We start from the raw sequence: 24,307 nt of genomic DNA, 5'->3' as shown, positions 1-24,307 counted from the left end.
TCGCAGGACGAAAGTCCCCGTTTTTCGCAAGTTTTTGCGGAAAACGGGGATTTTATTATTTTTGGGCATTTAACCTTGTGCTATAATATACTGATGTATGCACATATTCTCTTGCAGTATTTAACATGGGGAGTGAATTACGGGTGTCATTGTTCGTGATGAAGTTCGGCGGCAGTTCCGTCGGCACGACCGAGCGGATGGGACGGGTAGCGCAGCGGATCGTCGACAAGAAGCTGCAAGGCCACCGCGTCGTCGTCGTCGTATCGGCGATGGGAGATACAACGGATGACCTGATAGAGAAGGCGAACGAGATCAACGCCAATCCGCCTGCGCGCGAGATGGATATGCTGCTCACGACGGGCGAGCAAATTTCCGTCGCGCTCTTGTCGATGGCGATCCATAAGCTCGGACACGGCGCGAAGTCTTATACCGGTTGGCAGGCGGGAATCGTCACCGAAGCCGTTCACGCGAAGGCGCGCATTAACGATATTTCTCCCGAACGGATCTTCAAGGCGCTGGACGACGGCAACGTCGTCATCGTCGCGGGTTTCCAAGGGATGACGGAAGACGGCGAGATCACGACGCTCGGACGCGGCGGCTCCGATACGACGGCGGTCGCGCTGGCGGCGGCGATCCAAGCGGACGCTTGCGAAATCTACACGGACGTCGACGGCGTCTATTCCACGGACCCGCGCATCGTGAAATGCGCGCGCAAGCTGGACACGATTTCCTATGACGAGATGCTGGAACTGGCCCACCTAGGGGCGGCGGTCCTGCATCCGCGAGCGGTCGAATACGCGAAGCACAACAAGGTCAATCTTGTCGTGCGTTCTAGCTTCACGAATAACGAAGGCACGTTGGTGAGGGAGGAAGCAGAGATGGAACAGGGTATTGTCGTACGAGGGATCGCTTATGATAAGAACGTCGCGCGGATCAGCGTGCTTGGCGTAGAGGACATTCCGGGCGTGCTCGCGAAGATGTTCGGCGCGCTGGCTAACAACGGCATCGACGTGGACATCATCGTCCAAAGCGGCGTGCAAGACGGCAAGGCCGACTTCTCGTTCACGGTTTCGTCCGCGGATCGCGCGAAAGCGATGGACGTTCTGGGCGGCATCAAGAACGCCGTGCCTTACCGCGAAGTTTCCTACGAGGAAGGCCTCGTGAAAGTATCGATCGTAGGCGCCGGCATGGTATCGAACCCGGGCGTCGCGGCGACGATGTTCGAAGCGATCTCTAGCGTCGGCGTCAGCATCAAGATGGTCAGCACTTCCGAGATCAAAGTCTCGTGCGTCATCGCGGCCGAGAAGGTCCACGACGTCGTTCGCGCGCTTCATACCGCGTACGGCTTGGATACGGCGGACAGCGTGTTCGTCGGCGGCCCTCAGGATCGTCGGTAAAAGTCAGCTGAATAGCAAAGGAACGGCACCGTTGACTCGGTGTCGTTTCTTTTGTACTTAAGATTTTATCGATGATAAAAGAGGGCATGTATCTCCTGAAGAGCGAAGCGCCTGCTTCTTACGGTCGAGAAATCACCTTGTCACGGGGTTCCCAATCAGATTTCTCGACTGTAACAGCAGCGAAAGGAGATACATGCCCGGCAACTCTTACATCGAAAATAAAGATTTGGCATTTACTTCCCTACAAACAACTGAATGATCTTAATGAACACCGCCGTAATGCCCGCCGCCATAAGCGGACCGACCGGGATGCCGCGCAGGAACAAGATGCCGACGATCGAGCCGATGACGATGCCGACGATGAGCTGAGGGTCGATCCGCAGCATCTCCAGTCCCCGGCTGTTCAGGAACGTCGCCGCCGCGCCTCCGAGCAAGGCTACCCAGCCGATCCAGCCCGAGAACGCGTTCACGATGTCTTTGCCTTGCACCCGCCCGGAGGCGAACGGAACGAGGACGGCGAGCGTGAGGAACAGCAAGCCGAGCTCCATGCCCCTTCGTTCGATGGAAGGCAAGTAGCGTTCCAGATGGACTAGCTTGACGATCAGCAGAACGCAGGCGGCCGTCGTGATGATGGGCGAACGGCCGATCAGGCCGATAACGATGAGTGCGACGAGCACCAGATCTCCATACATGACGGCGACACGCTCCCGAGCCTTCTGCGGCATGATGGTACACGATATGGAACAAGCCCCGCGTTTAGAACGCGGGGCTTGTTTTTATCCAAGCGGCTTAGATCATGTAATCGGCGACGTACGCGGCGCGATGCAGATCGAACGTATCCGAGCGGAGCCCTCGGCGCATCGTCTCCAAGGAGACGACGTCGTGCACGGAGACGTTGCCCAGATTGACGTCCGGGCCGAGCGCCTTGATGAGCGACACCTGCTGGTCCTTCAGCGGCGCTTCCCATAGGACGCGATCCAACCTCGGGACGGCCGCGGCCATATAGGCAAGCTCCGCTTCGCGGCAGCGGCCGCTCTCGTCGAACAAGCCGACCCCGACTCCCGATTCCCTCGCTTCCACCGTCACGAGTTCCGCCCCGCATTCCCAATCCCGTTCCGCGGTCGCGGCGAATTCCTCGACGTCGATTCGCGATCCGAACAATTTTTTGCCGTATTCGGTGTACACCTTCAAGCCGAAGCTTACGCCGTCCCGGATCAGGTTATCCCGTTCCCGGCGGCCGAGCGCGATCGTACCGTCCGATACTTCGATGCCTCCGAACCCGATCGACAGCACTTGGCGGAAGAAAGCCGGGACGAGATCCTGGTTGTATGCCGCTTCGAGCAGCGTGCCCCCGGGGATCACGACGATTCCGTGCTTCGACGCCAGCTCGATCTTGGCCCGAAGCAGGGCGGGCGGGAAGATGGCCGAAGTGCCGAATCCGAATTTGACGATATCGATGCAGTCGCCGGACGTATCGAGCAAATCCGCGAACGCGCGCAGGCCCAAACCTTTGTCGATGACCATCGTGCGGCCCGTCGCCCGCGGCTTCGCCTGCCTGCGTCCGCTCGGGTCCGCCAACCGCGAGGGCCATTCGGCGTTAGTGGTAGTCGTATCCATACTCAACTCTCCCCGTTGTCTCAGAGGTGGAATCACATGCCAATATATGCGCTCGCCTAGAGCGGGGTTCCATCCCCGTTGACGCGGAACGTTCGAAAATGTCGCGCCGGCGAGACAAGTTGCCCCCTTCGCTCGCATACCATTCCATATAGAAGGATAGGAAGGAGAGGTTGCAGTGGATAAAGCCGCATTCAGCATGGCGATGCTGCGGATTCTGTCCGGATGCATCGAAGTGACCGCCGCGATCGTCATGCTGAGAATGAACGACGTGCAGAAGGCGCTCGTCGTCAACTCCATGCTCGCGCTCGTTGGGCCGTTCGTGCTCATCTCGACGACGACGATCGGGCTGATCGGATTATCGGACAAGCTGTCTCCCGTGAAGCTGATCTGGATTCTAGCGGGCGTCGGCTGTCTATTAATCGGAGTGCTGCGCAAGTGACTTTTGCTAGACGGCAGAGCGGCCAAGCAGGCATAATCCCCGCGTACAAGCATACATATGAAACAGCTACGAACATCTCGCGCCGGAAGGGAGGAATCGCGTGCAGCCATCTTTGTCGTCGTTGTTCGGAAGTTCGCTGCGGGGCGTATTGGAACGAATACCCGCGGAGGCGGCACGGACGCTCGAAGAAATCCGCATCCGCGAAAACCGTCCTCTCGAGATCGGCTACGGCAGCCGCAGCGCGTTCGTCCGTCCGGACGGTTCCTTGACGGAGGACTATCGGAGCGCTTACGTGCCGGGCACGGAGGAAAGCCGGACGTTATTGGAGAGAGTGACGAACCATTCGTTATACGCGGTAGAAGAAGAGCTGCGCAGAGGATACGTGACGGTGCCCGGCGGGCATCGCGTCGGCTTGGCGGGGAGAACGGTGCTCGACCGGGGTTCGGTCGCGCACTTGCGGGACATCGCGGGATTCAACGTGCGGATCGCGAGGGCGCGAGTCGGCGTCTGCGCGACCGTGCTTCCCGGGCTGCTCGATCTGCCGTCGCGGACGATACGCCACACCTTGATCGTGTCGCCTCCGCAGCAAGGAAAGACGACGCTGATTCGGGATTTGGCCCGCGCGATCAGCGCCGGAGAATGGCACCATCCTCGTGCAAGCGATTGGCGGGGGCGCAAAGTCGGCATCGTGGACGAGCGCTCGGAGATCGCCGCGTGCGAACGGGGCGTGCCGACGTTCGACCTCGGCCCGCGTTGCGACGTGCTGGACGCTTGCCCGAAGGCGGAAGGAATCATGATGATGGTGAGATCGATGTCTCCCGAAGTCATCGCCGTCGACGAGATCGGACGTCCCGAAGACGCGGCGGCCCTGAACGAAGCGATCCACGCCGGCGTCAGGGTGCTGGCGACGGCGCACGCGGCGAGCATCTCGGACGTGTTCGCGCGCCCCGTGCTCGCGCAGCTTGCCGCGGACGGCGTGTTCGGCGCTTACGTGCTGCTCTCGCGCAGCGGAGGCAAGGTCGAGCACCGGATCGTCTCGGCGGAGGAAGCCGCGATGGAAGCCGCCGGGCGCGGCCGCGCGCTCGCGGGAGCCGTTCCGCGGGACGCGCCCCCCCGGCCCGCGCGCGAATCGCCGGCGAACGCCGGCAACGCGCGGCAGCCGGAAATCGCGCCGCAAGCCCCGGCGCTCGTCACGGTGAAGACGAGGCCGATGCCGGCGATCCGTTCGCCTAACGCCGAGGCGCAAGGAGCTGAGGGCGATGCTTAAATTCATCGGCGTCGCGCTCGTCTTGTTCGCCGGAACGATGATCGGCTTCGTGCAGGCGGCAAGGTACGCGGCCCGCCCGAAACAGATCCGCCAGCTGCTGCATGCGCTGCAACGGCTGGAGACGGAGATCGGCTACGGTCAGACCCCGCTTCCGCAAGCGCTCGACCGCATCGCGGCCGTGATCGCGATGCCGGTGTCGCGGATGTTCAAGGACATCGCCGTCTCGCTGACTACCGAATCCGCCCGATCCGGCGCGACGGTCAGGGAAATCTGGGAGCGGGTCATCGCCGCCGGATGGCAGGATACGGCGATGCGGGCGCCCGAGCAGGAAGCGATGCTCCGCCTTGGGTCGACTCTCGGCGCGAGCGGACGCGACGACCAGCTGAAGCACATTCGGCTCGCGATGGCGCAGTTGCAGGCTGAGGAAGCGTCCGCCAGGGACGACCAGCAGCGATACGAGAAGCTAAGCCGGAGCCTGGGCGCGCTCGGAGCCGCGTTGATCGTTATTCTGATCGTGTAGTAGGGGGCCGCGAACGATGAACATCGACATCAGCACCATCTTCCAAATCGCCGGCATCGGCATCATCGTGGCTATGATTCATACGGTGCTGAAGCAGATGGGCAAGGAAGACATGGCGCACTGGGTAACCGTCATCGGGTTTGTCGTCGTCCTGTTCATGGTCGTGCGGCTTCTCAATGACCTTTTCCAGGAGATCAAGACGATATTTCTGTTCCAGTAGGTGATGTCGGTGGATATTCTCCAAATCGTCGGAATCGGGTTTCTCGCCACGGTGCTTATTCTCGTCATACGGGAACAGAAGCCGATGTTCGCCTATTTGCTCGCAGCCTTCGTCGGCGTCGCGATCTTCCTCGCGCTCATCGGCCAGATCGACAGCGTCATCTCCGTGCTGGAAGAGCTGGCGGATCGCTCGGGGATCCCTTCGGTGTATTTGAAGACGATGCTGAAAATCATCGGGATCGCCTACATCGCGGAGTTCGGCGCGCAGATCGTCAGGGACGCGGGACTCGAGAGCATCGCATCGAAAATCGAATTCGCCGGCAAAATGCTCATCCTGGTCATGGCGGTGCCGATCATCAGCGTCATCGTGGAGACGGTGCTCAACTTGCTGCCGGCCTGACGCGTATTCGCGGGATCGGAGGGAAAGGATGCGCCGCCATACGGTAAGAGGCAATAAGCTGATGATCGCGCTGCTCGGAATCGTGCTCTATTGGCTCGCCGGCGGAGTCGCCTCGGCATACGCCGACGCGCCGGACGCATCGGTCCCGTCTTCGCGGACGGAAGGCTCGGGCGTCTCGGACGACCTTGTCCGGATTCAAAGCGACCAACTCGATACCGCGCAAATCCAAAAGTATTGGAACGACCTGAGAACCGAGTACGGCGGCTACTTCCCGGACGGCAAGCTTCCAGAGCTCAAGGAGCTCATGTTCCCGAGCGGGGAAGGCTGGAATACCGGACAAGCGCTGGCCGGACTCGCCCGGTTCTTCCTGCACGAAGTTCTCTACAGCGGCAAGCTGCTCGTCACGATCGTGCTGCTCACCGTGTTCACGATGCTGCTCGAGACGATGCAGAACGCGTTCGAGCGGAACGCGGTCAGCAAAGTCGCCTACGCGATCTCTTATATGGTATTGATCATTCTCGCCGTCAACAGCTTCCGGACGGCGACGTCGTACGCGGGAGACGCGATCAGCAGCATGGTGCAGTTCATGCTCGCGATGGTCCCGCTGCTGCTGACGCTGCTGGCGGGAACGGGCGGCGTCGTATCCGCGGCCGTCCTTCATCCGCTGATCGTGTTCATGATCCACACGATCGGCACGTTCATCCATCTCGTCGTGTTCCCGCTGCTGTTCTTCTCGGCGGTGCTGCACTTAGTCAGCTCCATTACCGAGCGGTACAAGGTCACCCACCTGGCGAACTTGCTGCGGAACGTCGCCGTCGGGCTGCTCGGCATCATGCTCACCGTCTTCCTCGGGGTGCTCTCGGTGCAAGGCGCGACCGGAGCCGTAACGGACGGCGTGGCGATTCGCACGGCGAAGTTCGTGACCGGCAACTTCGTGCCGGTCGTCGGCAAGATGTTCTCGGACGCGACGGATACGGTCATGTCGGCAAGCTTGCTCGTGAAGAACGCGGTCGGCATCGCCGGCGTTATCATGCTGCTGTTCCTGTGCGCGTTCCCCGCGCTGAAGGTGCTCACGCTCGCGTTGATCTACCGGCTCGCCGGCGCGATCATGCAGCCGCTCGGCGACACGCCGATCGTGCACTGCCTGCAGACGATCGGCAAGACGCTCATCTACGTATTCGCGGCGCTCGCCTCGGTCGGTCTGATGTTCTTCCTGGCGGTCACGATCATCCTCACGGCAGGCAACGCGGCGCTCATGATTCGATAACGCAAGGGAGGCGCCCGGCGGATGGGATTGATGGACGGACTATCGGGCTGGCTAAGGCAGATCATCGCGGTGCTGCTGCTCGCCTCGCTCATCGATCTGCTGTTGCCCAACCGAACGATGCAGCGGTACGTCCGGCTCGTCGCGGGATTGTTCATTCTGCTGACGGTCGCGACGCCGGTGCTCGGATGGATGAAGGGCGACTTCGGAGACAAGCTGGCGGAAGGGCTTAGCAGCGTGGAACGGTCGCCGCAGGGCGCGCCGGAACAGTTGGCCATGATCGAGGCCGAAGGGGCGCGCCTGCGCGCCAATCTGACGGATCAGGCGGCGAATCTGGCCGCTGCGAGATTGGCGTCCGCGATCCGATCGGACGTGGAAGCGAGCGAGAATCGCGCGGTCCGCAGCGTCGACGTTCGGTCGGCGCGGGACAAGGACGGCGGTTGGACCGTGACTGGCGTGAAGGTCGTGTTCGAGCAGACGGACGCGGAAGCCTCTCGGTCCGCGGGCGCGATCGCTTCCGTGAAGGAAGTCGAACCGATCGCCGCCGTAGACATCCAAGTGGAAGTCGGAGGCGAACGGAGCGGAGCGGACGGCGGCGGGAACGACTTGCCTGCGCAAGAGGCCGTCGCCGAGGCGTCGGTCGTCGACGAAGCGCTCGAATCGCGCGTCGTCTCGCTCGTGTCGGCTAGGTACGGGATCGGCCGGGGACTCATTGAGGTCAAGGAAGCGCCCGTCGGCGCGAACGGAACAAGGAGGTGAGACGATGGCGAAATGGCTGCAGCAGATGGAGTCGTTCATCGGCGGGGGCACGGGCGGCCCGCGCAGGGTCAAGGCGTTCCGCTGGCTCGTGATCATCGGGCTCGTCGGCGCGGCGCTGATGCTCGCCGCTTCCTTGCTCAACATCAAGCCGATCGATCCGGGAGGCTCCACCGACCTGTCTCCTCCGCGCGACGAGGATCCGCAGCAGCAAGCGGCGTTCATCGGCGGCGGAGAAACCAAGAGCGATCCGATCGCCGATATCGAGACGCAGCTGGAGAGCAGGCTGAAGGACTTGCTGGAGTCGATGGTCGGAGTCGGCACGGCGCAAGTGCTCGTCACCGTCGAATCGACCGAGGAGACGGTGCTCGGCCTGAACGAGAAGAAGACCCAGCAAATTACCCAGGAATCGGATCGCAACGGGGCGAACCGGCACATCACCGAGGTGACGAACGACGGGCAGGTCGTCCTGTACGAAGTGTCCGGGAGCCAATCCCCGATCGTCGTGAAGAAGCTGAAGCCCAAAGTCAGAGGCGTCATCATCGTGGCCAAAGGCGCGGAGAACATGACGGTCCATAAGTTGATCGCCGAAGCGGTATCCCGCGGCCTGGACGTCCCTTTGCATAAAATATCAGTCGTTCCGCGCAAGACGTAAGCCGCCCGTCGGATATGCCCGAAGCTTCAACCATATGAAAATTGGGAGGAATCGCGCAATGAACAACAAACGTCAAACGATCTGGTTGGTGTCGATGCTGAGCTTGATGGTCATCCTGTCCGCGTACTACTTATTCACGGAGGACGTCACGCCGGCCGACAACGCGAGCGGCATTACGGATACGGCGAACGATCCGTCGGGAGCTACGAAGGCAAACGGCACGAACGTCGACGGACTCGAAATCACGCAAGTGGATACGGTCACGGGAGAGACGGACGGACAGCAGACGGACGACACCCAAGCCGCGGCGGAAGATCCGTCCGGATTGTCGCCGGAAGACCAAGCCGTCATCAACAACTTGGGCAATCTGAAGGGCTCCGAGTTCCTCGACCAGATCCAGCTGCAGCGCATGGAGGCGAGGGATAAGACGGCGGTCGGCTTGCAAGCGATCATCGCCGACACGAAGAACGCGACTCCGGAAGAAGCGCAGGACGCGTCGGAGCAGCTCACTCGCCTCGAGGAGACGGACGAGCGCATCACCGCCCTCGAATCGAAGCTTCTCCAGGACTTCGACAACGCGGTCGTCGAAGCGAAGGACGAGAACACTTACAAAGTCATCGTGCTCAGCGAGAAGCTCGACAAGAAGCGCGCCGTCGGCATCGTCGAGCTCGCGACGAACGAGCTGAAGGTGACGCCGGACCGCGTCAGCGTGCAAGTCGTGGAGCCGCAATAACCGGACGCGAGCAACGGGGACGCCCTTCCTTCGGAGGGCGTCCCTTCGCGCGTTCGGGCTCCTCTGACGGCACGGCGGGCTTATTGGACACTTTCCATTTTATTCGTTTATGATATAATAAGTCCGTTATGGGAACGAACGAGCTTTCTTCACACGGGGAAATCCCGATTCAAGGAGTGACCGACATGTTTAAGCTGAGCGAAATCAAAGAATTGATCAAATTGGTAGATCAAACGTCCGTACAAGAACTGGAAATCGAGAACGAAGGCACGCGCATCGCCATCCGCAAGCCTGGCCGCACGGAAGTCGTCAACGTGCAAACCGCACCGCTTTCTCATACATACTTGCCCGCGGCCGTTCAAGCGCCCGCAACCGCTCCCGCAGCTCCGGCGCCGGTCGCGGAAGCGAAACCCGCGGCGGATCAATCGAACCTGCACAAGATCGTCTCGCCGATGGTCGGCACGTTCTATCGCGCGCCGTCTCCGGACGCGTCCGTGTTCGTTAACGTCGGCGACCGGGTGAACGACAAATCCGTCGTCTGCATTCTGGAAGCGATGAAGCTGATGAATCCTTTGGAAGCGGAAGTGAAAGGCGAAATCGTGGAAATTCTCGTGGAGAACGGCCAGCTCGTCGAATTCGGCCAGCCGCTGTTCCTGGTCAAGCCCGAATAATCGCCAAGGAGGATTCCAACTTGAAATTTCAGAAGATATTGGTCGCCAATCGCGGCGAAATCGCGGTGCGCATCATTCGCGCCTGCCGCGAGCTCGGGATAACCGCCGTCGCGGTGTATTCCGAAGCCGACCGCGAATCTTTGCACGTCCGCCTGGCGGACGAAGCGTATTGCATCGGGCCGACGGCATCCAAAGACAGCTATCTCAACCTGACGAATATCATGAGCGTCGCGACGTTGACCGATTGCGACGCGATTCATCCCGGTTACGGGTTTCTGTCCGAGAACGCGGACTTCGCGGACATTTGCGAAACGTGCAACGTCACGTTCATCGGACCGTCCGCCGAGGCGATCAGCCGCATGGGCGACAAGTCCGTCGCCAAGCAGACGATGAAGGACGCCGACGTTCCCGTCATTCCGGGTTCGGACGGCTTGGTCGAGGATTTGGACGACGCGATCCGCGTCGCGCGCGAGATCGGCTATCCGGTCATCATCAAGGCGACGGCCGGCGGCGGAGGCCGCGGCATTCGCCTCGCGGAGAACGAGGAGATGCTCGTTCGCGAGATAACGACCGCGCAGCAGGAAGCGCAGAAGGCGTTCGGCAACGCGGGCGTCTATCTGGAGAAGTACTTGACGGGCATGAAGCACGTCGAGATTCAGATTATCGCCGACAAGCACGGCAACGTCGTGCATCTGGGCGAACGCGACTGCTCCGTGCAGCGCCGCCGCCAGAAGCTCGTCGAGGAAGCGCCTTGTCCGGTCATGACGCCGGCGCTCCGCGATCGCATGGGCCAGGCGTCCGTTCGCGCCGCCCAAGCCGTTAATTACTCCGGCGCGGGCACGATCGAGTATTTGCTCGGTCCGGACGGACAGTTCTACTTCATGGAGATGAATACTCGCATCCAGGTCGAGCATCCCGTTACCGAGATGATCACCGGCATCGATCTGATCAAGGAGATGATCGCGATCGCCGAAGGCGAGCCGCTCTCCTTCACGCAGGAGCAAGTGAAGATCAACGGTTGGGCGATCGAATGCCGCATCAACGCGGAAGATTCCGAGCGCAACTTCATGCCTTCCCCGGGCCGGATCGGCTTCTACTTGCCTCCGGGCGGACCGGGCGTCCGGGTAGACAGCGGCGCTTATTCGCAATACATGATCTCGCCGCATTACGACTCGATGATCGCGAAGCTGATCGTCTGGGCGCCGACGCGCGACGAAGCGATCGCCAGAACGCGGAGAGCGCTCAGCGAGTTCATGGTCGAAGGCGTCAAGACGACGATTCCGTTCCATATGAAGCTGATGAACCATCCGATATTCAACAGAGGGACGTTCGACATTAAGTTCCTCGAGGAGCACGACGTCAACGGCGACGTGGATCCGTCCCGCGAGCAAGTACGCTCTTAGGGCGCGGGTCAAGCGTTTGTCATAATTATCCGGGAATGCTATATTAATGAGTAGTGAAGGCGAATGCTCGGACATCACCCATTTGCCGGTTCATATGGAGGTGGAACGAAGCATGGAAACGATAGCTCCGGAATACGAACGCACCGACTTGGGAACGATCGAGATCGCTCCCGAAGTCATCGAGGTCATCGCGGGTCTCGCGACGATCGAAGTCGAGGGCGTGGCGGGCATGAGCGGAGGGTTATCCTCCGGGATCGCCGAGCTGCTCGGACGGAAGAACTTGTCCAAGGGCGTGAAGGTGGAAGTCGGCCAACGCGAAGCGGCGATCGACGTATCGATCATCGTGCAATTCGGCAAGCGAATTCCTGACGTCTCGACGGAAATTCAACGCAACGTCAAACGGTCGATCGAGACGATGACCGGACTGACGGTCGTAGAAGTTAACGTACACGTACACGACGTGCACTTCAAACCGGGCGATAAGCCCGGCGAAGACGATGCGCACGGCCGTGTCAGATAATCGCGTTGCCGCGTCATGACTTGCGCGGCAACGACGCCTTTCCGGTCTGCGGATGACGGCCCTCTGACGAGTAATTCCCGCAGGGATTCTCGCTAGAGGCCTTTTCGTTATCATTCGGCTTGTAAGTATCGTCATCTGCTAATGGGGAACAGGGAGGACCTTCCGTTGATTAAATTGTTGGACAGGCTGCTGCTTTTCTTGTATAGCATCGCTATCGGCGTCATCTCGGTATTCGCGATCGTCGCGGCCGGCGGCGGATTGAACGAAGGCGGATTGCACGATTGGGTGGACGAATTCACCGGAGGCTCGGACGCGGTACAAATGTCGGTGATCGGCGTCTCGGTCCTGCTGCTGCTCATCAGCATTCGGTTCTTCGTCTTATCCATGAGCCGCGGCGGCAATCACGCGCCTTCCATCAATCAACGCACGGAGCACGGAGACATCCGCATTTCCGTCGAGACCGTGGAGAACCTCGCGCTGAAGGCGGCTTCGCGCACGCGCGGCGTCAAAGATCTAAAGGCGCGGGTGCGCGTATCCGAAGCCGGCTTGGAAATTCAAATTCGCGCTTTCGTCGACGGAGACGGCTCCATCCCCTCGTTGTCCGAAGAGATGCAGCGCTCCGTATCGCAGCATATTGAAGAGACGACGGGCATTCCCGTCGCCGAGGTGTCCGTCTTCATCGCCAACGTGACGCAAGCACCGACGACCTTCAAAAGCCGCGTGGAATAGGAGGGGCCGCCATGTGGAAATACGCGTGGGATACCTACCGCGGTCGGATCTCCGGCATCGCCTTCGGCCTGTTCCTGGTCTTCATCTATTTAATCGCGGGCTTCTGGGATATGTTGTTCTGCGCGCTGATCGTCGGCGTCGGTTATTGGATCGGCAAGCAAAAGGACGATGGACGTGGTCCGCTGCTTCCGTGGGAGCGCTTGACGGAGTGGGTAACGGATCGTTGGCCCCGGTCGCGATAATCCCTGTGATCGTTCATGCCCGACCGGCGACGGCGAAGCTTCGGCTTTCGAGTCGCCGAAGCTTCGGGTACAGAATCGCTCATAGGTTTTTTTGCGTCCAAGGGCATCATACTAGGTTTAACGGCAATATTCACGCAAGATTCAGGAGGACTCATGAAACGCAGACTGGCTAGAGAGATCGCGGTACAAAGCTTGTACCTTATGGAAATGAACGGCGTTACCGGCGACGAAGCGGTGAACGTCGTCATGGAGGAAGCGCGCCAAGAGAACGAGATCGGGGCCGAAGTCGGCGAGTTGGCGAAGATCGACGCGTATACGCGCGAACTGGTCGCCAGCGTCACCGAGAAACGCGAGACGATCGACCAACAGCTCGCCGTCTATTTGACCGGGTGGCAAGTCGATCGCTTATCGCGAGTCGACCGTCAAGTGCTGCGTCTGGCGACGTACGAGATGCAATTCTGCGACGACGTGCCCGCGAAAGTCGCGATCAACGAAGCGATCGAGCTCGCGAAGCATTTCGGCTTGGCGGAGAACGGCAAGTTCGTGAACGGCGTGCTTGGCCGAATGCTGAGAGAGCAAGATGAGCAGACACAGGGGGAGAAGTAAACGATGACTGCGCAAATAATCGATGGCAAAAAAATAGCGGCCGAAATCCGCGAGGAGCTTCGCCAAGAAGTCGAACGGTTGAAAGGCAAGGGCGTTACGCCCGGACTCGTCGTCATTCTCGTCGGCGAGGACGCGGCATCCCAAGTATACGTGAACAGCAAAGCCAGAACGTGCGAGCAACTGGGCTACTACTCCGAGGTCGTCCGCTTGCCGGCGGAGACGTCCCAAGAAGCGTTGCTCGATCATATCGACCGCTATAACAACGACGATCGCGTTCACGGCATTCTCGTGCAGCTTCCGTTGCCGAAGCATATCGCCGAGAAGGCGATCATCGACGCGATCGCCGTCGAGAAGGACGTCGACGGCTTCCATCCGGTCAGCGTCGGCAATCTGATGATCGGAGACGAATCATTGCTGCCGTGCACGCCGGCCGGCGTCATCGAGTTGCTGAAGCGCACGGGCAACGCTCCCGCCGGCAAGCACGCGGTCGTCATCGGACGCAGCAACATCGTCGGCAAGCCCGTATCGATGCTGCTGCTCCGCGAGAACGCGACCGTGACGATCTGCCATTCCCGCACGACGAACCTGCCGGAGATCGCGAAGCAGGCGGACATTCTCGTCGCCGCAGTCGGCATCCCGAAGCTCGTCAAGAAGGAATGGGTGAAGGAAGGCGCGGTCGTCATCGACGTAGGCGTGAATCGGCTGCCGGACGGCAAGCTGTGCGGCGACGTGGATTACGACGACGTGCTGGACACCGCCGGTTGGATTACGCCGGTTCCGGGCGGCGTCGGCCCGATGACCATCACGATGTTGATGGCCAACACGCTCAAGTCCGCCAAGCGCGCGAACGGCATCGGCTAAGCGAGGCTCGGAGGCCGGGCGCGCGACGGGAAGGAGACGGTTGCGATGGACCAAGCGAAGGTATTAACCATTCGAGACATTAACCGTCTCATCAAGATGAAGCTAGAGGGCGATTCAAGCCTTCAGGATATATGGCTGAAAGGCGAAATATCGAACTTCACCCGCCACTCCAGCGGACATATGTACTTCACGCTGAAGGACGAAGGCGGAAGACTGAAATGCATTATGTTTGCCTCCTACAACCAGCGGCTTCCGTTCGCTCCGAAGGACGGAATGAAGGTGCTGGCTCGCGGAGGCATCTCCGTTTATGAACGGGACGGGCAGTACCAGTTCTACGCGACCGCGATGCAACCGGACGGCATCGGAAGCCTGTACTTGGCATTCGAGCAGCTGAAGCGCAAGCTGGAGATCGAAGGGTTGTTCTCCGAGCGGTTCAAGCGCCCGATTCCGGTATACCCCCGTACGGTAGGCGTCATCACGTCGCCTACGGGGGCGGCCGTAAGGGATATTCTGATTACGATCGAGCGGCGCAATCCGGCCGTGAACGTGCTGCTCTACCCGGTATCCGTCCAAGGCAAGCAGGCGGCGCCTTCGATCGTCAAAGCGATCGAGGCGATGAACGCGCTCGGCGAAGCGGACGTACTGATCGTCGGACGAGGCGGCGGCTCGTTGGAGGAACTGTGGGCGTTCAACGAAGAGTCGGTCGCCCGGGCGGTTCGCGGCTCGCGCATTCCGATCATATCCGCGGTCGGACACGAGACGGACTTCACGATCGCGGACTTCGCCGCCGATCTGCGGGCGCCGACGCCGAGCGCGGCCGCCGAGTTGGCCGTGCCGCACGCGGCGGAGCTGAAGCAACGGCTCTCCTATATGCACCAGCGGATGCGCAAATCGCTTCGGATGCTGCTCGACCGGTCGCAAGAGAGGTTGAACCGGGCGTCTCGCTCTCCGTACTTCCTGCAACCGAAGCGCAGCCTATTCATTCAGGCGGAACGCCTGGACCGGCTGCGCGAACGGCTGGACTATCGGATGAACGCCCAATTCGCCCGCAATGCGGACAAGCTTACGAGGCTGTCCGGACGGCTAGCCGCCCGCAGTCCCGTCCAGCAGGCGACGATGGCCCGGCAACGGCTGGACGGAATGCAGCGGACCTTGACGATGGCGATGCGAGGGTTGTCCAAGTCGCATGCTAACCGTTTCGGTTCGCTCGTCCGCCATCTGGACGCGTTAAGCCCGCTGAAAGTGATGGCGCGCGGGTACAGCCTCGTCTTCGACGAGCAAGAGCGCAAGCTCGTTCGTTCGATCGAAGGCGTGCAGCCCGGCGACCTGGTTCGCGTACGGCTCGCGGACGGGAAGCTAAGCTGCCAAGTATGGGGAATCGAAGGGGAGGAACGCGCATGACGGCGAAGAAGACGACGGCGGACAACGCAACGACGGAAGAGCAGGCTTCGATGACTTTCGAGCAGGCGATGGAGTCGCTCGAGTCGATCGTGGCGAAGCTGGAGAGCGGAGACGTGCCGCTGGAGACGGCCATCGAGCTGTTCCAGGAAGGGATGCGGCTGTCCGGATTGTGCGGGCAGAAGCTCGAGCAAGTCGAACGGCGCATCGAGATGCTGGTCGAAGGCGAAGGCGGCACGCAACGCAAGCCGTTCGCGCCGAGCCAGGGAGACAGCTAGAGGATAAGGGGAATCGGCGTAACGATGTCAGACAATTTGGAATCGTATTTACGGATGCGGCGCGAGAAGGTCGAACGGGCGCTGGCGTCGGTCGTGCCGGAAGAGTGGTCGGTTCCGGCGAAGCTTAAGGAGTCGATGGATTACTCGCTGCTCGCCGGCGGGAAACGGCTCCGTCCGATTCTCGTCCTTGCCGCCGCGGAAGCCGTCGCGGGAGACGAAGCCGCGGCGGATCGCGCGATGCCGTTCGCCGCAGCCGTCGAAATGATACATACGTATTCGCTCATCCATGACGATCTGCCCGCGATGGACAACGACGATTATCGTCGCGGACGGCTCACGAATCATAAAGTATACGGCGAGGCGATGGCCATTCTGGCCGGCGACGGCTTGTTGACGCATGCGTTCCACGTCGCGGCGGAAGCCGTTCGACTGGGCGTGCCCGCCGAGCGCGCGCTTGCCGTCGTCGCCGAGCTTGCCCGCTTCGCCGGCCTGCCCGGCATGGTCGGGGGCCAAGTGTCGGACATGCTCGGCGAGCAAGGCGTAACGTCTCTGGAGCAGTTGGAATACATTCATCTGCACAAGACGTCCGACTTGATCGCGTTCAGCCTTCGGGCGGGCGGTCATGCCGCCGGCGCGGACGACCGTCAGCTTTCGGGGTTAGGCGCGTTCGGCCGCAACCTCGGCCTTGCGTTCCAAATCCAAGACGACATCCTGGATTTGACCGGGGACGCGGAGAAGCTGGGGAAGCCGGTGAAGAGCGACGAGCGGCAAGAGAAGGTGACGTATCCGTACTTGATCGGCTTGGACGCGAGCCGCGATCGCGTTCGGAAGTTGACGGCCGACGCGAACGACGCGCTGAACGAGGCGTGTCTCGCGAATGCCGGACGGTTGCGGGAGATCTCCGATTATTTGTTGTCGCGCGATCATTAAGCGGCCGGCCATCTTTCATCGTCAATATCCCCTTCGCTCAGGGGCGGGCAAGCCGGGTCGGCTGCCTTCTCCCGGCGAAGGGGATTTTGATTGTCGGCGAATCCGTTCGACGGAATATTTCTTTGTTACCTAAGCGCTGCTACTCCGTATGTCATAAGAGGTTTAGGCATTGGATAGGCGTTATGGTATAATAGGCGTAATACCCAAACGAGGAAAGCGGGGAACAGGCTTGCTGCTCGACACAATCGACAGTCCATCGCAGCTTAAGAAATTATCGCTGCCCGAACTTTCTCTCCTGTCGGAAGAAGTTCGGCAATTTCTCATACAAAAATTGTCCGCGACGGGCGGTCATCTCGCGCCGAACCTAGGGGTCGTCGAGTTGACTCTGGCGTTGCATTACAGATATAACAGTCCGATCGACAAAATGATATTCGACGTGGGCCACCAAGCTTACGTTCACAAAATGTTGACCGGACGCAAACACCGGTTCGATACCCTTCGCCAGAAGGACGGCTTGTGCGGCTTCGTGAAACGCAACGAAAGCGAGCACGACGTCTGGGAAGCCGGCCACAGCAGCACGTCCCTGTCCGCGGCGATGGGGATGGCATTGGCTCGCGACCTGAAGGAACAGTCGAACAATGTCATCGCGATTATCGGCGACGGCGCGCTGACGGGCGGGATGGCCCTCGAGGCGCTGAACCATATCGGCCACGAGAAGCGCAAGCTTATGGTCGTGCTTAACGACAACGAGATGTCGATCGCGCCGAACGTCGGAGCGATTCACAACTATCTCGGCAAAGTCCGCTCGGAGAAAATTTACCGCAAAGCCAAGGACGAACTCGACTGGTTGCTCCGCAAAATTCCGGCTATCGGCGGCAAGCTGGCGACGACGGCGGACCGGGTGAAGGACAGCCTGAAATATTTGGTCGCGCCGGACGGCATGCTGTTCGAGGAATTCGGACTGAAATATTTCGGACCCGTCGACGGTCACGACATTCCGAAGCTGCTGGAGACGTTCAAACAAGCCGACAGCGTCAACGGTCCCGTGCTCGTGCACGTATTGACGGTCAAAGGCAAGGGCTATTCGCCCGCCGAAGCGGATTCGCATACGTGGCACGGCGTATCCGGCGCCTATAAGATCGAGTCGGGTCAAGTCATTAAGCCGGTAGGACCTCCGATGTACACGGAGGTGTTCGGCAACACGCTCATCGAACTCGCCGAGCAAGACAAGCGAATCGTCGCGATTACGCCGGCGATGCCGGGCGGATCGGGATTGCTGAAATTCGCGAAGAAGTTCCCGGATCGCATGTTCGACGTCGGCATCGCCGAGCAGCATGCCGCGACGATGTCCGCCGCGCTCGCGATGGAAGGCATGAAGCCGGTATTCGCGGTATACTCCACGTTCCTGCAAAGGGCATACGATCAAGTGGTGCACGATATTTGCCGCATGAACTTGAACGTCGTCTTCGCGATCGACCGCGCGGGCTTAGTCGGCGCCGACGGAGAGACGCATCAAGGCGTATACGATATTCCGTTCCTCAGACATATACCGAATATGGTCATCATGATGCCGAAGGACGAACGCGAGCTGCGCGACATGCTGAAGACGGCCGTCGACTACGATCAAGGCCCGATCGCCGTTCGCTATCCGCGCATCCAAGGCACCGGCGCGGTCGTCGACGCGGCTCCCGTGCCGATCGAGATCGGCGCGTGGGAGACGATTCGCGACGGCGATTACGCCGCCATCGTCGCGATCGGCCCGATGGTGCAAGTGGCCGAAGAAGCATCGGAACTGCTCCGCCGGGAAGGCCTGAACGTCCGCGTCGTGAACGCGCGGTTCGTGAAGCCGCTCGACGAACGGATGCTGCTGTCGCTCGCCAAGGAACATCTGCCCATGCTCGTACTGGAAGAAGGCTCGATTCAAGGAGGGCTAGGGAGCGCGATCATGGAATTCTACGCGCTGAACAACATCCATACCGCGCAGGTTCATCTGGCGGGCATACCGGATCTGTTCATCGAGCACGCTTCGATCAAGGAGCAGCGCGAGCAATGCGGATTGACGGCGGAAGCGGTCGCGAGACAGCTGAGCACGCTCGTCGTTCGTCAAAGGCAGCGTGCGACTTGATGGAGAAGGCGACCTCTACCAAAGAACGGCTGGACGTCTTGTTGCTCGAATTGGGCTACTTCGACAGCCGGGAGAAGGCTAAGGCGGCCATTATGGCGGGTCTCGTCTATATTGGCACCGAGAAGGTCGACAAAGCCGGTACGAAAGTGCCCCGGGATTCGGCGTTCACGGTGAAGGGAGCGCCTCACCCTTACGTCAGCCGCGGAGGACTGAAGCTCGAGAAGGCGATTCGTACGTTCGGCATCGATCTGAACGACGCCGTCATGCTCGATATCGGCGCTTCGACCGGCGGGTTCACCGATTGCGCGCTGCAGAACGGCGCGAAGCTCGTGTACGCGATCGACGTCGGGTACAACCAACTCGACTGGTCCTTGCGGCAGCATGAACGGGTGCGAGTCATGGAGCGGATGAATTTCCGCCATATGACGCTCGACCAGCTGGATGCCGATCGGCCGGCTTTCGCCTCCATCGACGTCAGTTTCATTTCGCTCAAGCTCATCTTGCCCGTATTGGCGCAGTTGCTCGAGCCGGGCGGACGTACGGTCGCGCTCATCAAGCCCCAATTCGAGGCGGGCCGCGAGCAAGTCGGGAAGTCCGGCGTCATACGCGATCCGGCCGTTCATGCGAACGTGCTGCGCGAAGTGCTCGCGTTCGCGGACGCGCTCGGTTTCCGGCTTCTAGGGTTAACCTACTCGCCGATCACCGGCGGAGAAGGCAATATCGAATTTCTCGCTTACTGGCAGCTGGAAGGCGACGCCGCGGTCGGGGACCGTAACGGTTCCCGCGCGGCATTCCTGGAAGGCGAGCTTCCCGCGTTGGTTGCAAGAACGGTAGAGGAAGCGGCGTCGAACTTCCGTCGCGGCGCTTCCTGAACATCGATTTGCCCGGTATCGACCCGGAGCTGCCGAAGAACGGCCGGATATCCACCGGGCCGTCCTCCGCCGCTTCGGGTTTTTGACTTGTTCCATTAGAGGATTTAAGCCCGCCGATCGCGAATGGAATTTAGGAACATTGTCTAGAATCCGGCATGCATCATCGCTCTCCGCTCGCATACGTCGGACAAGAGGGGGGCGACCGGCGTGGATAAGCTCGGCGACGTTCTGATCATGCTTATCGCCGCGGGCGTGATGGTATGGTGGATTATCAGGAGGCTGGACCGCTGGCTGCACGAGCCGCCGGGGTCGCGTCTCAGGAAGCTGGCCAAGGCGGGAGGCGTAGAGCCCGACGCGGCGGTCGAACTGCTGCAGGAGCATGGCTTCGACGTTCTGTCGGGCAAGCATCGCGTTCCGCTCGGCGTGAAGGTCGACGACGGACCGATGCAGCCGACGCGTCTCTATTTCGATTACTTGGCTGCGAAGGAACATAAGTATTACCTCGTTAAGCTCGAACGCGCAAGACAGCCGACCGAATGGACGGCCAGCGGGCTTCGCGAGCGGCTGCTCGTATTCGCGCTGCTATTCCCCGATTGCGAAGGCATCGTCATCGCCGATCCGGGAGAAAAGCAAGTTCGAACGGTAAGATTCAAAGTGGAGGATGGCGACGAATGAAAGGACAACGTCAGCGTAAAATTCGCGAATTGATCGGCACCCAGGAAATCGAGACGCAAGAGGATCTCGTGGAAGCGCTCGGCGCCGAAGGGATGCAAGTAACGCAAGCGACCGTATCGCGGGACATCAAGGAAATGCAATTGATCAAAGTGCCGCTCGAAGACGGGCGATACAAGTACTCGATGCCGCAAGATCAGCGCTTCAATCCCGCGCACAAGCTGAAACGGGCGTTGCTCGATCATTTCGTCAGCGCGGACGCCGCGGAGAACCTGGTCGTCTTGAAGTGCTTGCCGGGTACCGCGGGTACGATCGCGTCTCTCATCGACGGCATGGATTGGCCGGAAATCGTCGGTACCGTAGGCGGCGACGATACGACGCTCGTCATCTGCAGATCGAAGGCGCTCGGACAAGACCTTACGCGCCGAATTCACGAAATGATGGAATAGCTTCGCGCGCGTCCATATCGAATACAACCAAGCTTCGGCCGAACACGGAGGGGAACGAGACATGCTTCGGGAATTGACGATTCGGAATTTGGCAGTAATCTCGCATGTAAACGTCCGGTTTCATGCCGGATTTCACGTCTTGACGGGGGAGACGGGCGCAGGCAAGTCGATCGTCATCGACGCGCTGGCGTTAACGTCGGGCAGCCGGGGATCGGCGGATATGATTCGGCACGGCACCGACCGCGCGGACGTCGAAGCGCTGTTCGACGTATCGCCCGGCCATCCGGTGTGGGAGACGTTAAGCCGGCTCGGCATCGATGCCGACCGCGAAGAGACGCTGATCGTACGCAGGGAAATTCAAGCGCAAGGCAAATCGTCCGCCCGCATTAACGGGCATAGCGTCACGCTGGCGATGCTGAGGGAAGTCGGCGAGCATCTCGTGAACATTCACGGCCAGCACGAACCGCAATCGCTGTTGCGCACGGACCGCCATCTGGAATGGCTGGACATGTTCGCGGGGGACTCGATCGCCGACCAGAAGGATCAATTCGCGAAGCTGTACCGGCAGTACGTCTCCGTCGGCAAAGAAAGACGCGACCTGGAGTCGAAGTCCAGACAAGGGCTGCAGATGCTCGATCTGTATCGTTATCAGATCGAAGAGATCGAGCAGGCGAAGCTGAAGCCGGGCGAAGACGAATCCCTGCAGGACGAGAAGCGCAAACTAACGCATGCCGAGAAGCTGTCGGAAGCGGTCGCGGAAGCCCACGAGCTGCTGTACGGCAACAAGGGAATGGGCGCGATTTCTCGCGCGCTGAACCGCCTGCGCGACGTTGCCAAAGTCGATCCCGCCGCGCTGGAGCCGCTCGTGGAGCAGTTGCAATCCGCTTATTACGGCGTGGAAGACGCGGCGTACCAGCTGCGCGATTACCGCGAGACGATCGAGTTCAATGCCGACCGGCTCGAAGCGATCGAGGAACGGCTCGACCTGATCCATTCGCTCAAGCGTAAATACGGAGAGACGATCGAGACGATCGTAGCCTATATGGAACAAATCCAATCGGAAGCGGCCCAGCTCGAGAACAGCGACGAGCTGTTAAAGTCGCTCGCCGAACAAGAGGAAGCGTTGCTCGCGGAGCTGCGGGCGAGAGCCGACGCGTTGTCGGCCATTCGCCGAGACGCGTCCCGCGTGCTCGCCGCTTCGATCGGGGACGAGCTGGCGGCGCTTCAGATGAACCGCTCGGTATTCGAGGTGAAGCTCGTCTCCGGTCCGCTCACCGCCGCGGGCATCGATACGGCGGAATTTCTGCTGTCCTCGAATCCGGGCGAACCGCCGAAGTCGCTCGCCAAGATCGCGTCCGGCGGCGAGATGTCCCGCGTCATGCTGGCGCTTAAGGCGATCTTCGCGCGCATCGACGAAGTGCCGGTGCTCGTCTTCGACGAAGTCGATACCGGCGTAAGCGGCCGCGCCGCGCAAGCGATCGCGGAGAAGCTGTCGCTGCTGTCGCGCGATTGCCAAGTGTTCGCGATCACGCACTTGCCGCAAGTCGCGTGCATGGCGGACCATCAGTACGAAATCGCGAAGCAGGTGACGGAGCAATCGCGGACGATTACTTCGGTCACGGAGCTCTCGTTCGGCGAGCGGATCGAGGAGTTGGCGAGGATGCTCGGCGGCGTGGAAGTAACGGAAAAAACTCGTCACCATGCACAAGAAATGCTTGCGCTGGCCGAAAGCCGAAAAAACGCGTAACGGCGCGTAAAGACGTTATCGTAGGAAGCTTTTCGGGAACATAAAAGCGGGGGGGCGCGGTTACCTTATAGGTACGTCATCGGCGGTTATCGAATCCGTCGGATAACCTGTAAGGGAGCGTGAGAACTTGTACCAGCAACCGTCCCGAAAACGCCGGATGGGACTCGTCATCGTTCTAATCCTCTGTATCGTCGTCTGTTCCGCGCCCGTTCAGCACTTCGCGGCATTCCCGAGCACGCTGAGAATGTTCCAGGGACAGCCGGTATCGTTGCATTACGCGATGCCCGTCCACGCGCAAGTTAGCGTCGATCCGCGGGTCGCCGGCATCAACGGAAGCAGCGACGGTACGGTCCCCGTCGACCTGAGCCAGCCTTTATCCATTCAGCCTAAGCATAGCGGCCATACGAAGCTGACGCTCCGGTTGTTCGGCAAAATCCCGATCAAGACGGTCAAGCTGCAGGTCGTTCCGGATCTCCGGGTCATTCCCGGCGGACAGACGATCGGAGTGAAGGTGAAGTCTGCCGGCATTATGGTCGTCGGACACCATCTGGTGCAATCGGCCGCGAACAAGAAGCTATCGCCGGGCGAGGACGCGAAGTTAAGGCTCGGCGACCTGATCGTGGAGATCAACGGAGAGCCTTGCAACGACATTTCCAAGATCGCTTCGTACGCCGAGTCCGCGGGCCGCGACCGAGCTTCCCTCCGGTTGCTCGTGCAAAGAGGCAAGGAACGGTTCCGCACGACGTTGACGCCCGCCTACGATACGGACGACAAAGCCTGGCGTCTAGGGCTCTACATCCGCGACTCGGCCGCCGGCGTCGGTACGCTAACGTTCTACGCGCCCGATCAAGGCGTATACGGGGCGTTAGGGCACGTCATCACCGATATGGACACGCAGACGCCGATCGTCGTCGGCAGCGGGGAAATCCTCCAATCGAGCGTAACGTCGATTTCGAAGAGCCAGAGCGGCGAGCCCGGTGAGAAGCGCGCGCATTTCGTGAAGGAAGGCCGCACGCTCGGAAGCGTGGAGCGCAATACGCCGTTCGGTATTTTCGGCAAAATGAAGGAGATGCCCAACCATGCCTACCGCGCGGAGCCGATGCCGGTCGCATTTGCTGAAGAAGTCGAGGAAGGCCCTGCGCAAATCTTGACGGTCGTGAACGGTCAGAAGGTGGAGAGATTCAATATCGAAATCGCGCACGTCTCCAGACAGTCGTCTCCGGCGACGAAGGGGATGGTCATCCGGATCACGGATCCGAAGCTATTGGAGCGTACCGGGGGCATCGTGCAAGGGATGAGCGGCAGTCCGATTATCCAGAAAGGCAAGCTCGTCGGCGCCGTAACGCACGTATTCGTGAACGATCCGACCTCAGGATATGGGTGCTTCATCGAGTGGATGCTACAAGATGCGGGAATTATGTTGAACGGAGCGCAACAGCAACCAACATCTAAGGCGGTTTAACGCCTTAGATTTTGCGCATCCAAGTCAAATGAAAACCCGAACGTTTGTCGAAAAACACCGAAAACAATCGCTATT

At 60.4% G+C, this 24,307-nt stretch carries 28 protein-coding genes; 26 read left to right on the top strand and 2 right to left on the bottom strand.

The annotated features are described in order from the left end of the window. Positions 1 to 143 precede the first annotated feature (143 nt). The gene (locus ACFQZG_RS03555) at positions 144 to 1,397 is read left to right on the top strand and encodes an aspartate kinase (protein ID WP_378150005.1); all 1,254 of its coding nucleotides are present in this window, start codon (positions 144 to 146) and stop codon (positions 1,395 to 1,397) included. 233 nt (positions 1,398 to 1,630) lie between these two features. On the opposite strand, the gene ACFQZG_RS03550 is transcribed toward ACFQZG_RS03555, so the two are convergent. Both ACFQZG_RS03550 and comA read right to left on the bottom strand, forming a co-directional pair. Then, complete coding sequence (locus ACFQZG_RS03550) at positions 1,631 to 2,089, bottom strand: DUF441 domain-containing protein (RefSeq protein WP_378150004.1); 459 nt, start codon at positions 2,087 to 2,089, stop codon at positions 1,631 to 1,633. Between the two features lie 97 nt (positions 2,090 to 2,186). Beyond that, entirely contained in the window at positions 2,187 to 3,014 is an 828-nt protein-coding gene (comA, locus tag ACFQZG_RS03545; protein WP_378150003.1) for a phosphosulfolactate synthase, read from the bottom strand. Between the two features lie 175 nt (positions 3,015 to 3,189). Between comA and ACFQZG_RS03540 the strand changes: the two genes are divergently transcribed. From ACFQZG_RS03540 to spoIVB, 25 genes are all read left to right on the top strand, one after another. Continuing rightward, positions 3,190 to 3,453, top strand: coding sequence for a YqhV family protein (locus ACFQZG_RS03540; protein ID WP_378150002.1), 264 nt, complete (start codon positions 3,190 to 3,192; stop codon positions 3,451 to 3,453). Between the two features lie 100 nt (positions 3,454 to 3,553). Beyond that, the gene (gene spoIIIAA, locus ACFQZG_RS03535; protein WP_378150000.1) at positions 3,554 to 4,720 is read left to right on the top strand and encodes a stage III sporulation protein AA; all 1,167 of its coding nucleotides are present in this window, start codon (positions 3,554 to 3,556) and stop codon (positions 4,718 to 4,720) included. After that, a complete protein-coding gene (gene spoIIIAB, locus ACFQZG_RS03530) occupies positions 4,713 to 5,240 on the top strand; it encodes a stage III sporulation protein SpoIIIAB (RefSeq protein ID WP_378149998.1) in 528 nt (175 codons plus the stop codon). Before spoIIIAA ends, spoIIIAB begins: the two co-directional genes overlap by 8 nt. Positions 5,241 to 5,256: 16 nt before the next feature. Then, positions 5,257 to 5,460 (top strand): stage III sporulation protein AC, encoded by a 204-nt coding sequence (gene spoIIIAC, locus ACFQZG_RS03525; RefSeq protein ID WP_027085066.1) that lies wholly within the window; start codon positions 5,257 to 5,259, stop codon positions 5,458 to 5,460. A 9-nt stretch (positions 5,461 to 5,469) separates the two neighbouring features. Next, a complete protein-coding gene (gene spoIIIAD / locus ACFQZG_RS03520) occupies positions 5,470 to 5,859 on the top strand; it encodes a stage III sporulation protein AD (RefSeq protein ID WP_378149996.1) in 390 nt (129 codons plus the stop codon). A gap of 28 nt (positions 5,860 to 5,887) precedes the next feature. Beyond that, on the top strand, positions 5,888 to 7,126 hold the full coding sequence (gene spoIIIAE / locus ACFQZG_RS03515) for a stage III sporulation protein AE (protein ID WP_378149994.1): 1,239 nt from the start codon (positions 5,888 to 5,890) through the stop codon (positions 7,124 to 7,126). A gap of 21 nt (positions 7,127 to 7,147) precedes the next feature. Continuing rightward, positions 7,148 to 7,882, top strand: coding sequence for a stage III sporulation protein AF (locus ACFQZG_RS03510; RefSeq protein ID WP_378149992.1), 735 nt, complete (start codon positions 7,148 to 7,150; stop codon positions 7,880 to 7,882). A 4-nt stretch (positions 7,883 to 7,886) separates the two neighbouring features. Then, positions 7,887 to 8,534, top strand: a complete 648-nt coding sequence (gene spoIIIAG, locus ACFQZG_RS03505; protein ID WP_378149990.1) for a stage III sporulation protein AG — start codon at positions 7,887 to 7,889, stop codon at positions 8,532 to 8,534. 58 nt (positions 8,535 to 8,592) lie between these two features. Next, entirely contained in the window at positions 8,593 to 9,267 is a 675-nt protein-coding gene (locus ACFQZG_RS03500; RefSeq protein ID WP_378149988.1) for a SpoIIIAH-like family protein, read from the top strand. Between the two features lie 185 nt (positions 9,268 to 9,452). Next, positions 9,453 to 9,938: an acetyl-CoA carboxylase biotin carboxyl carrier protein gene (gene accB / locus ACFQZG_RS03495; protein ID WP_378149987.1), complete on the top strand. Its 486-nt coding sequence runs from the start codon at positions 9,453 to 9,455 to the stop codon at positions 9,936 to 9,938. 20 nt (positions 9,939 to 9,958) lie between these two features. Further along, entirely contained in the window at positions 9,959 to 11,341 is a 1,383-nt protein-coding gene (accC, locus tag ACFQZG_RS03490; protein ID WP_378149986.1) for an acetyl-CoA carboxylase biotin carboxylase subunit, read from the top strand. 112 nt (positions 11,342 to 11,453) lie between these two features. Continuing rightward, a complete protein-coding gene (locus tag ACFQZG_RS03485; protein WP_378149984.1) occupies positions 11,454 to 11,861 on the top strand; it encodes an Asp23/Gls24 family envelope stress response protein in 408 nt (135 codons plus the stop codon). A 165-nt stretch (positions 11,862 to 12,026) separates the two neighbouring features. Continuing rightward, complete coding sequence (gene amaP, locus ACFQZG_RS03480) at positions 12,027 to 12,590, top strand: alkaline shock response membrane anchor protein AmaP (protein ID WP_378149982.1); 564 nt, start codon at positions 12,027 to 12,029, stop codon at positions 12,588 to 12,590. Between the two features lie 11 nt (positions 12,591 to 12,601). After that, the gene (locus ACFQZG_RS03475; RefSeq protein ID WP_378149980.1) at positions 12,602 to 12,832 is read left to right on the top strand and encodes a DUF2273 domain-containing protein; all 231 of its coding nucleotides are present in this window, start codon (positions 12,602 to 12,604) and stop codon (positions 12,830 to 12,832) included. Between the two features lie 153 nt (positions 12,833 to 12,985). Then, positions 12,986 to 13,438 (top strand): transcription antitermination factor NusB, encoded by a 453-nt coding sequence (gene nusB, locus ACFQZG_RS03470; RefSeq protein WP_378149979.1) that lies wholly within the window; start codon positions 12,986 to 12,988, stop codon positions 13,436 to 13,438. Positions 13,439 to 13,441: 3 nt separating this feature from the next. After that, the gene (folD, locus tag ACFQZG_RS03465) at positions 13,442 to 14,299 is read left to right on the top strand and encodes a bifunctional methylenetetrahydrofolate dehydrogenase/methenyltetrahydrofolate cyclohydrolase FolD (protein WP_378149978.1); all 858 of its coding nucleotides are present in this window, start codon (positions 13,442 to 13,444) and stop codon (positions 14,297 to 14,299) included. Positions 14,300 to 14,344: 45 nt separating this feature from the next. Then, entirely contained in the window at positions 14,345 to 15,700 is a 1,356-nt protein-coding gene (gene xseA / locus ACFQZG_RS03460) for an exodeoxyribonuclease VII large subunit (RefSeq protein ID WP_378149977.1), read from the top strand. Then, positions 15,697 to 15,975 (top strand): exodeoxyribonuclease VII small subunit, encoded by a 279-nt coding sequence (xseB, locus tag ACFQZG_RS03455; protein WP_378149976.1) that lies wholly within the window; start codon positions 15,697 to 15,699, stop codon positions 15,973 to 15,975. Before xseA ends, xseB begins: the two co-directional genes overlap by 4 nt. Positions 15,976 to 15,999: 24 nt before the next feature. Beyond that, a complete protein-coding gene (locus ACFQZG_RS03450) occupies positions 16,000 to 16,905 on the top strand; it encodes a polyprenyl synthetase family protein (protein ID WP_378149975.1) in 906 nt (301 codons plus the stop codon). A gap of 229 nt (positions 16,906 to 17,134) precedes the next feature. Further along, positions 17,135 to 19,030 (top strand): 1-deoxy-D-xylulose-5-phosphate synthase, encoded by a 1,896-nt coding sequence (dxs, locus tag ACFQZG_RS03445; protein ID WP_378149974.1) that lies wholly within the window; start codon positions 17,135 to 17,137, stop codon positions 19,028 to 19,030. Continuing rightward, entirely contained in the window at positions 19,030 to 19,902 is an 873-nt protein-coding gene (locus ACFQZG_RS03440; RefSeq protein ID WP_378149972.1) for a TlyA family RNA methyltransferase, read from the top strand. The genes dxs and ACFQZG_RS03440 overlap by 1 nt, the downstream gene beginning before the upstream one ends. 207 nt (positions 19,903 to 20,109) lie before the next feature. Beyond that, positions 20,110 to 20,577: a hypothetical protein gene (locus ACFQZG_RS03435; RefSeq protein WP_378149971.1), complete on the top strand. Its 468-nt coding sequence runs from the start codon at positions 20,110 to 20,112 to the stop codon at positions 20,575 to 20,577. Further along, a complete protein-coding gene (gene ahrC / locus ACFQZG_RS03430) occupies positions 20,574 to 21,023 on the top strand; it encodes a transcriptional regulator AhrC/ArgR (RefSeq protein ID WP_378149969.1) in 450 nt (149 codons plus the stop codon). The genes ACFQZG_RS03435 and ahrC overlap by 4 nt, the downstream gene beginning before the upstream one ends. 61 nt (positions 21,024 to 21,084) lie before the next feature. After that, positions 21,085 to 22,770, top strand: a complete 1,686-nt coding sequence (gene recN / locus ACFQZG_RS03425) for a DNA repair protein RecN (protein ID WP_378149968.1) — start codon at positions 21,085 to 21,087, stop codon at positions 22,768 to 22,770. 157 nt (positions 22,771 to 22,927) lie between these two features. Then, positions 22,928 to 24,232: a SpoIVB peptidase gene (spoIVB, locus tag ACFQZG_RS03420; RefSeq protein ID WP_378150435.1), complete on the top strand. Its 1,305-nt coding sequence runs from the start codon at positions 22,928 to 22,930 to the stop codon at positions 24,230 to 24,232. Positions 24,233 to 24,307: the final 75 nt, after the last annotated feature.

The sequence above is a fragment of the Cohnella sp. GCM10027633 genome (assembly GCF_042675445.1).
GTDB lineage: Bacteria > Bacillota > Bacilli > Paenibacillales > Paenibacillaceae > Cohnella.
This window is presented reverse-complemented; position numbering and strand designations above follow the sequence as displayed.

Coding starts and splice junctions, on each gene's coding strand:
- ACFQZG_RS03550 (WP_378150004.1), bottom strand. CDS start 2,089: ATGTATGGAGATCTGGTGCTCGTCGCACTCATCGTTATCGGCCTGATC.
- comA (WP_378150003.1), bottom strand. CDS start 3,014: ATGGATACGACTACCACTAACGCCGAATGGCCCTCGCGGTTGGCGGAC.
- spoIIIAB (WP_378149998.1), top strand. CDS start 4,713: ATGCTTAAATTCATCGGCGTCGCGCTCGTCTTGTTCGCCGGAACGATG.
- spoIIIAC (WP_027085066.1), top strand. CDS start 5,257: ATGAACATCGACATCAGCACCATCTTCCAAATCGCCGGCATCGGCATC.
- spoIIIAE (WP_378149994.1), top strand. CDS start 5,888: ATGCGCCGCCATACGGTAAGAGGCAATAAGCTGATGATCGCGCTGCTC.
- ACFQZG_RS03510 (WP_378149992.1), top strand. CDS start 7,148: ATGGGATTGATGGACGGACTATCGGGCTGGCTAAGGCAGATCATCGCG.
- spoIIIAG (WP_378149990.1), top strand. CDS start 7,887: ATGGCGAAATGGCTGCAGCAGATGGAGTCGTTCATCGGCGGGGGCACG.
- ACFQZG_RS03500 (WP_378149988.1), top strand. CDS start 8,593: ATGAACAACAAACGTCAAACGATCTGGTTGGTGTCGATGCTGAGCTTG.
- accB (WP_378149987.1), top strand. CDS start 9,453: ATGTTTAAGCTGAGCGAAATCAAAGAATTGATCAAATTGGTAGATCAA.
- ACFQZG_RS03485 (WP_378149984.1), top strand. CDS start 11,454: ATGGAAACGATAGCTCCGGAATACGAACGCACCGACTTGGGAACGATC.
- ACFQZG_RS03475 (WP_378149980.1), top strand. CDS start 12,602: ATGTGGAAATACGCGTGGGATACCTACCGCGGTCGGATCTCCGGCATC.
- nusB (WP_378149979.1), top strand. CDS start 12,986: ATGAAACGCAGACTGGCTAGAGAGATCGCGGTACAAAGCTTGTACCTT.
- folD (WP_378149978.1), top strand. CDS start 13,442: ATGACTGCGCAAATAATCGATGGCAAAAAAATAGCGGCCGAAATCCGC.
- xseA (WP_378149977.1), top strand. CDS start 14,345: ATGGACCAAGCGAAGGTATTAACCATTCGAGACATTAACCGTCTCATC.
- xseB (WP_378149976.1), top strand. CDS start 15,697: ATGACGGCGAAGAAGACGACGGCGGACAACGCAACGACGGAAGAGCAG.
- ACFQZG_RS03450 (WP_378149975.1), top strand. CDS start 16,000: ATGTCAGACAATTTGGAATCGTATTTACGGATGCGGCGCGAGAAGGTC.
- ACFQZG_RS03440 (WP_378149972.1), top strand. CDS start 19,030: ATGGAGAAGGCGACCTCTACCAAAGAACGGCTGGACGTCTTGTTGCTC.
- ahrC (WP_378149969.1), top strand. CDS start 20,574: ATGAAAGGACAACGTCAGCGTAAAATTCGCGAATTGATCGGCACCCAG.
- recN (WP_378149968.1), top strand. CDS start 21,085: ATGCTTCGGGAATTGACGATTCGGAATTTGGCAGTAATCTCGCATGTA.
- spoIVB (WP_378150435.1), top strand. CDS start 22,928: ATGGGACTCGTCATCGTTCTAATCCTCTGTATCGTCGTCTGTTCCGCG.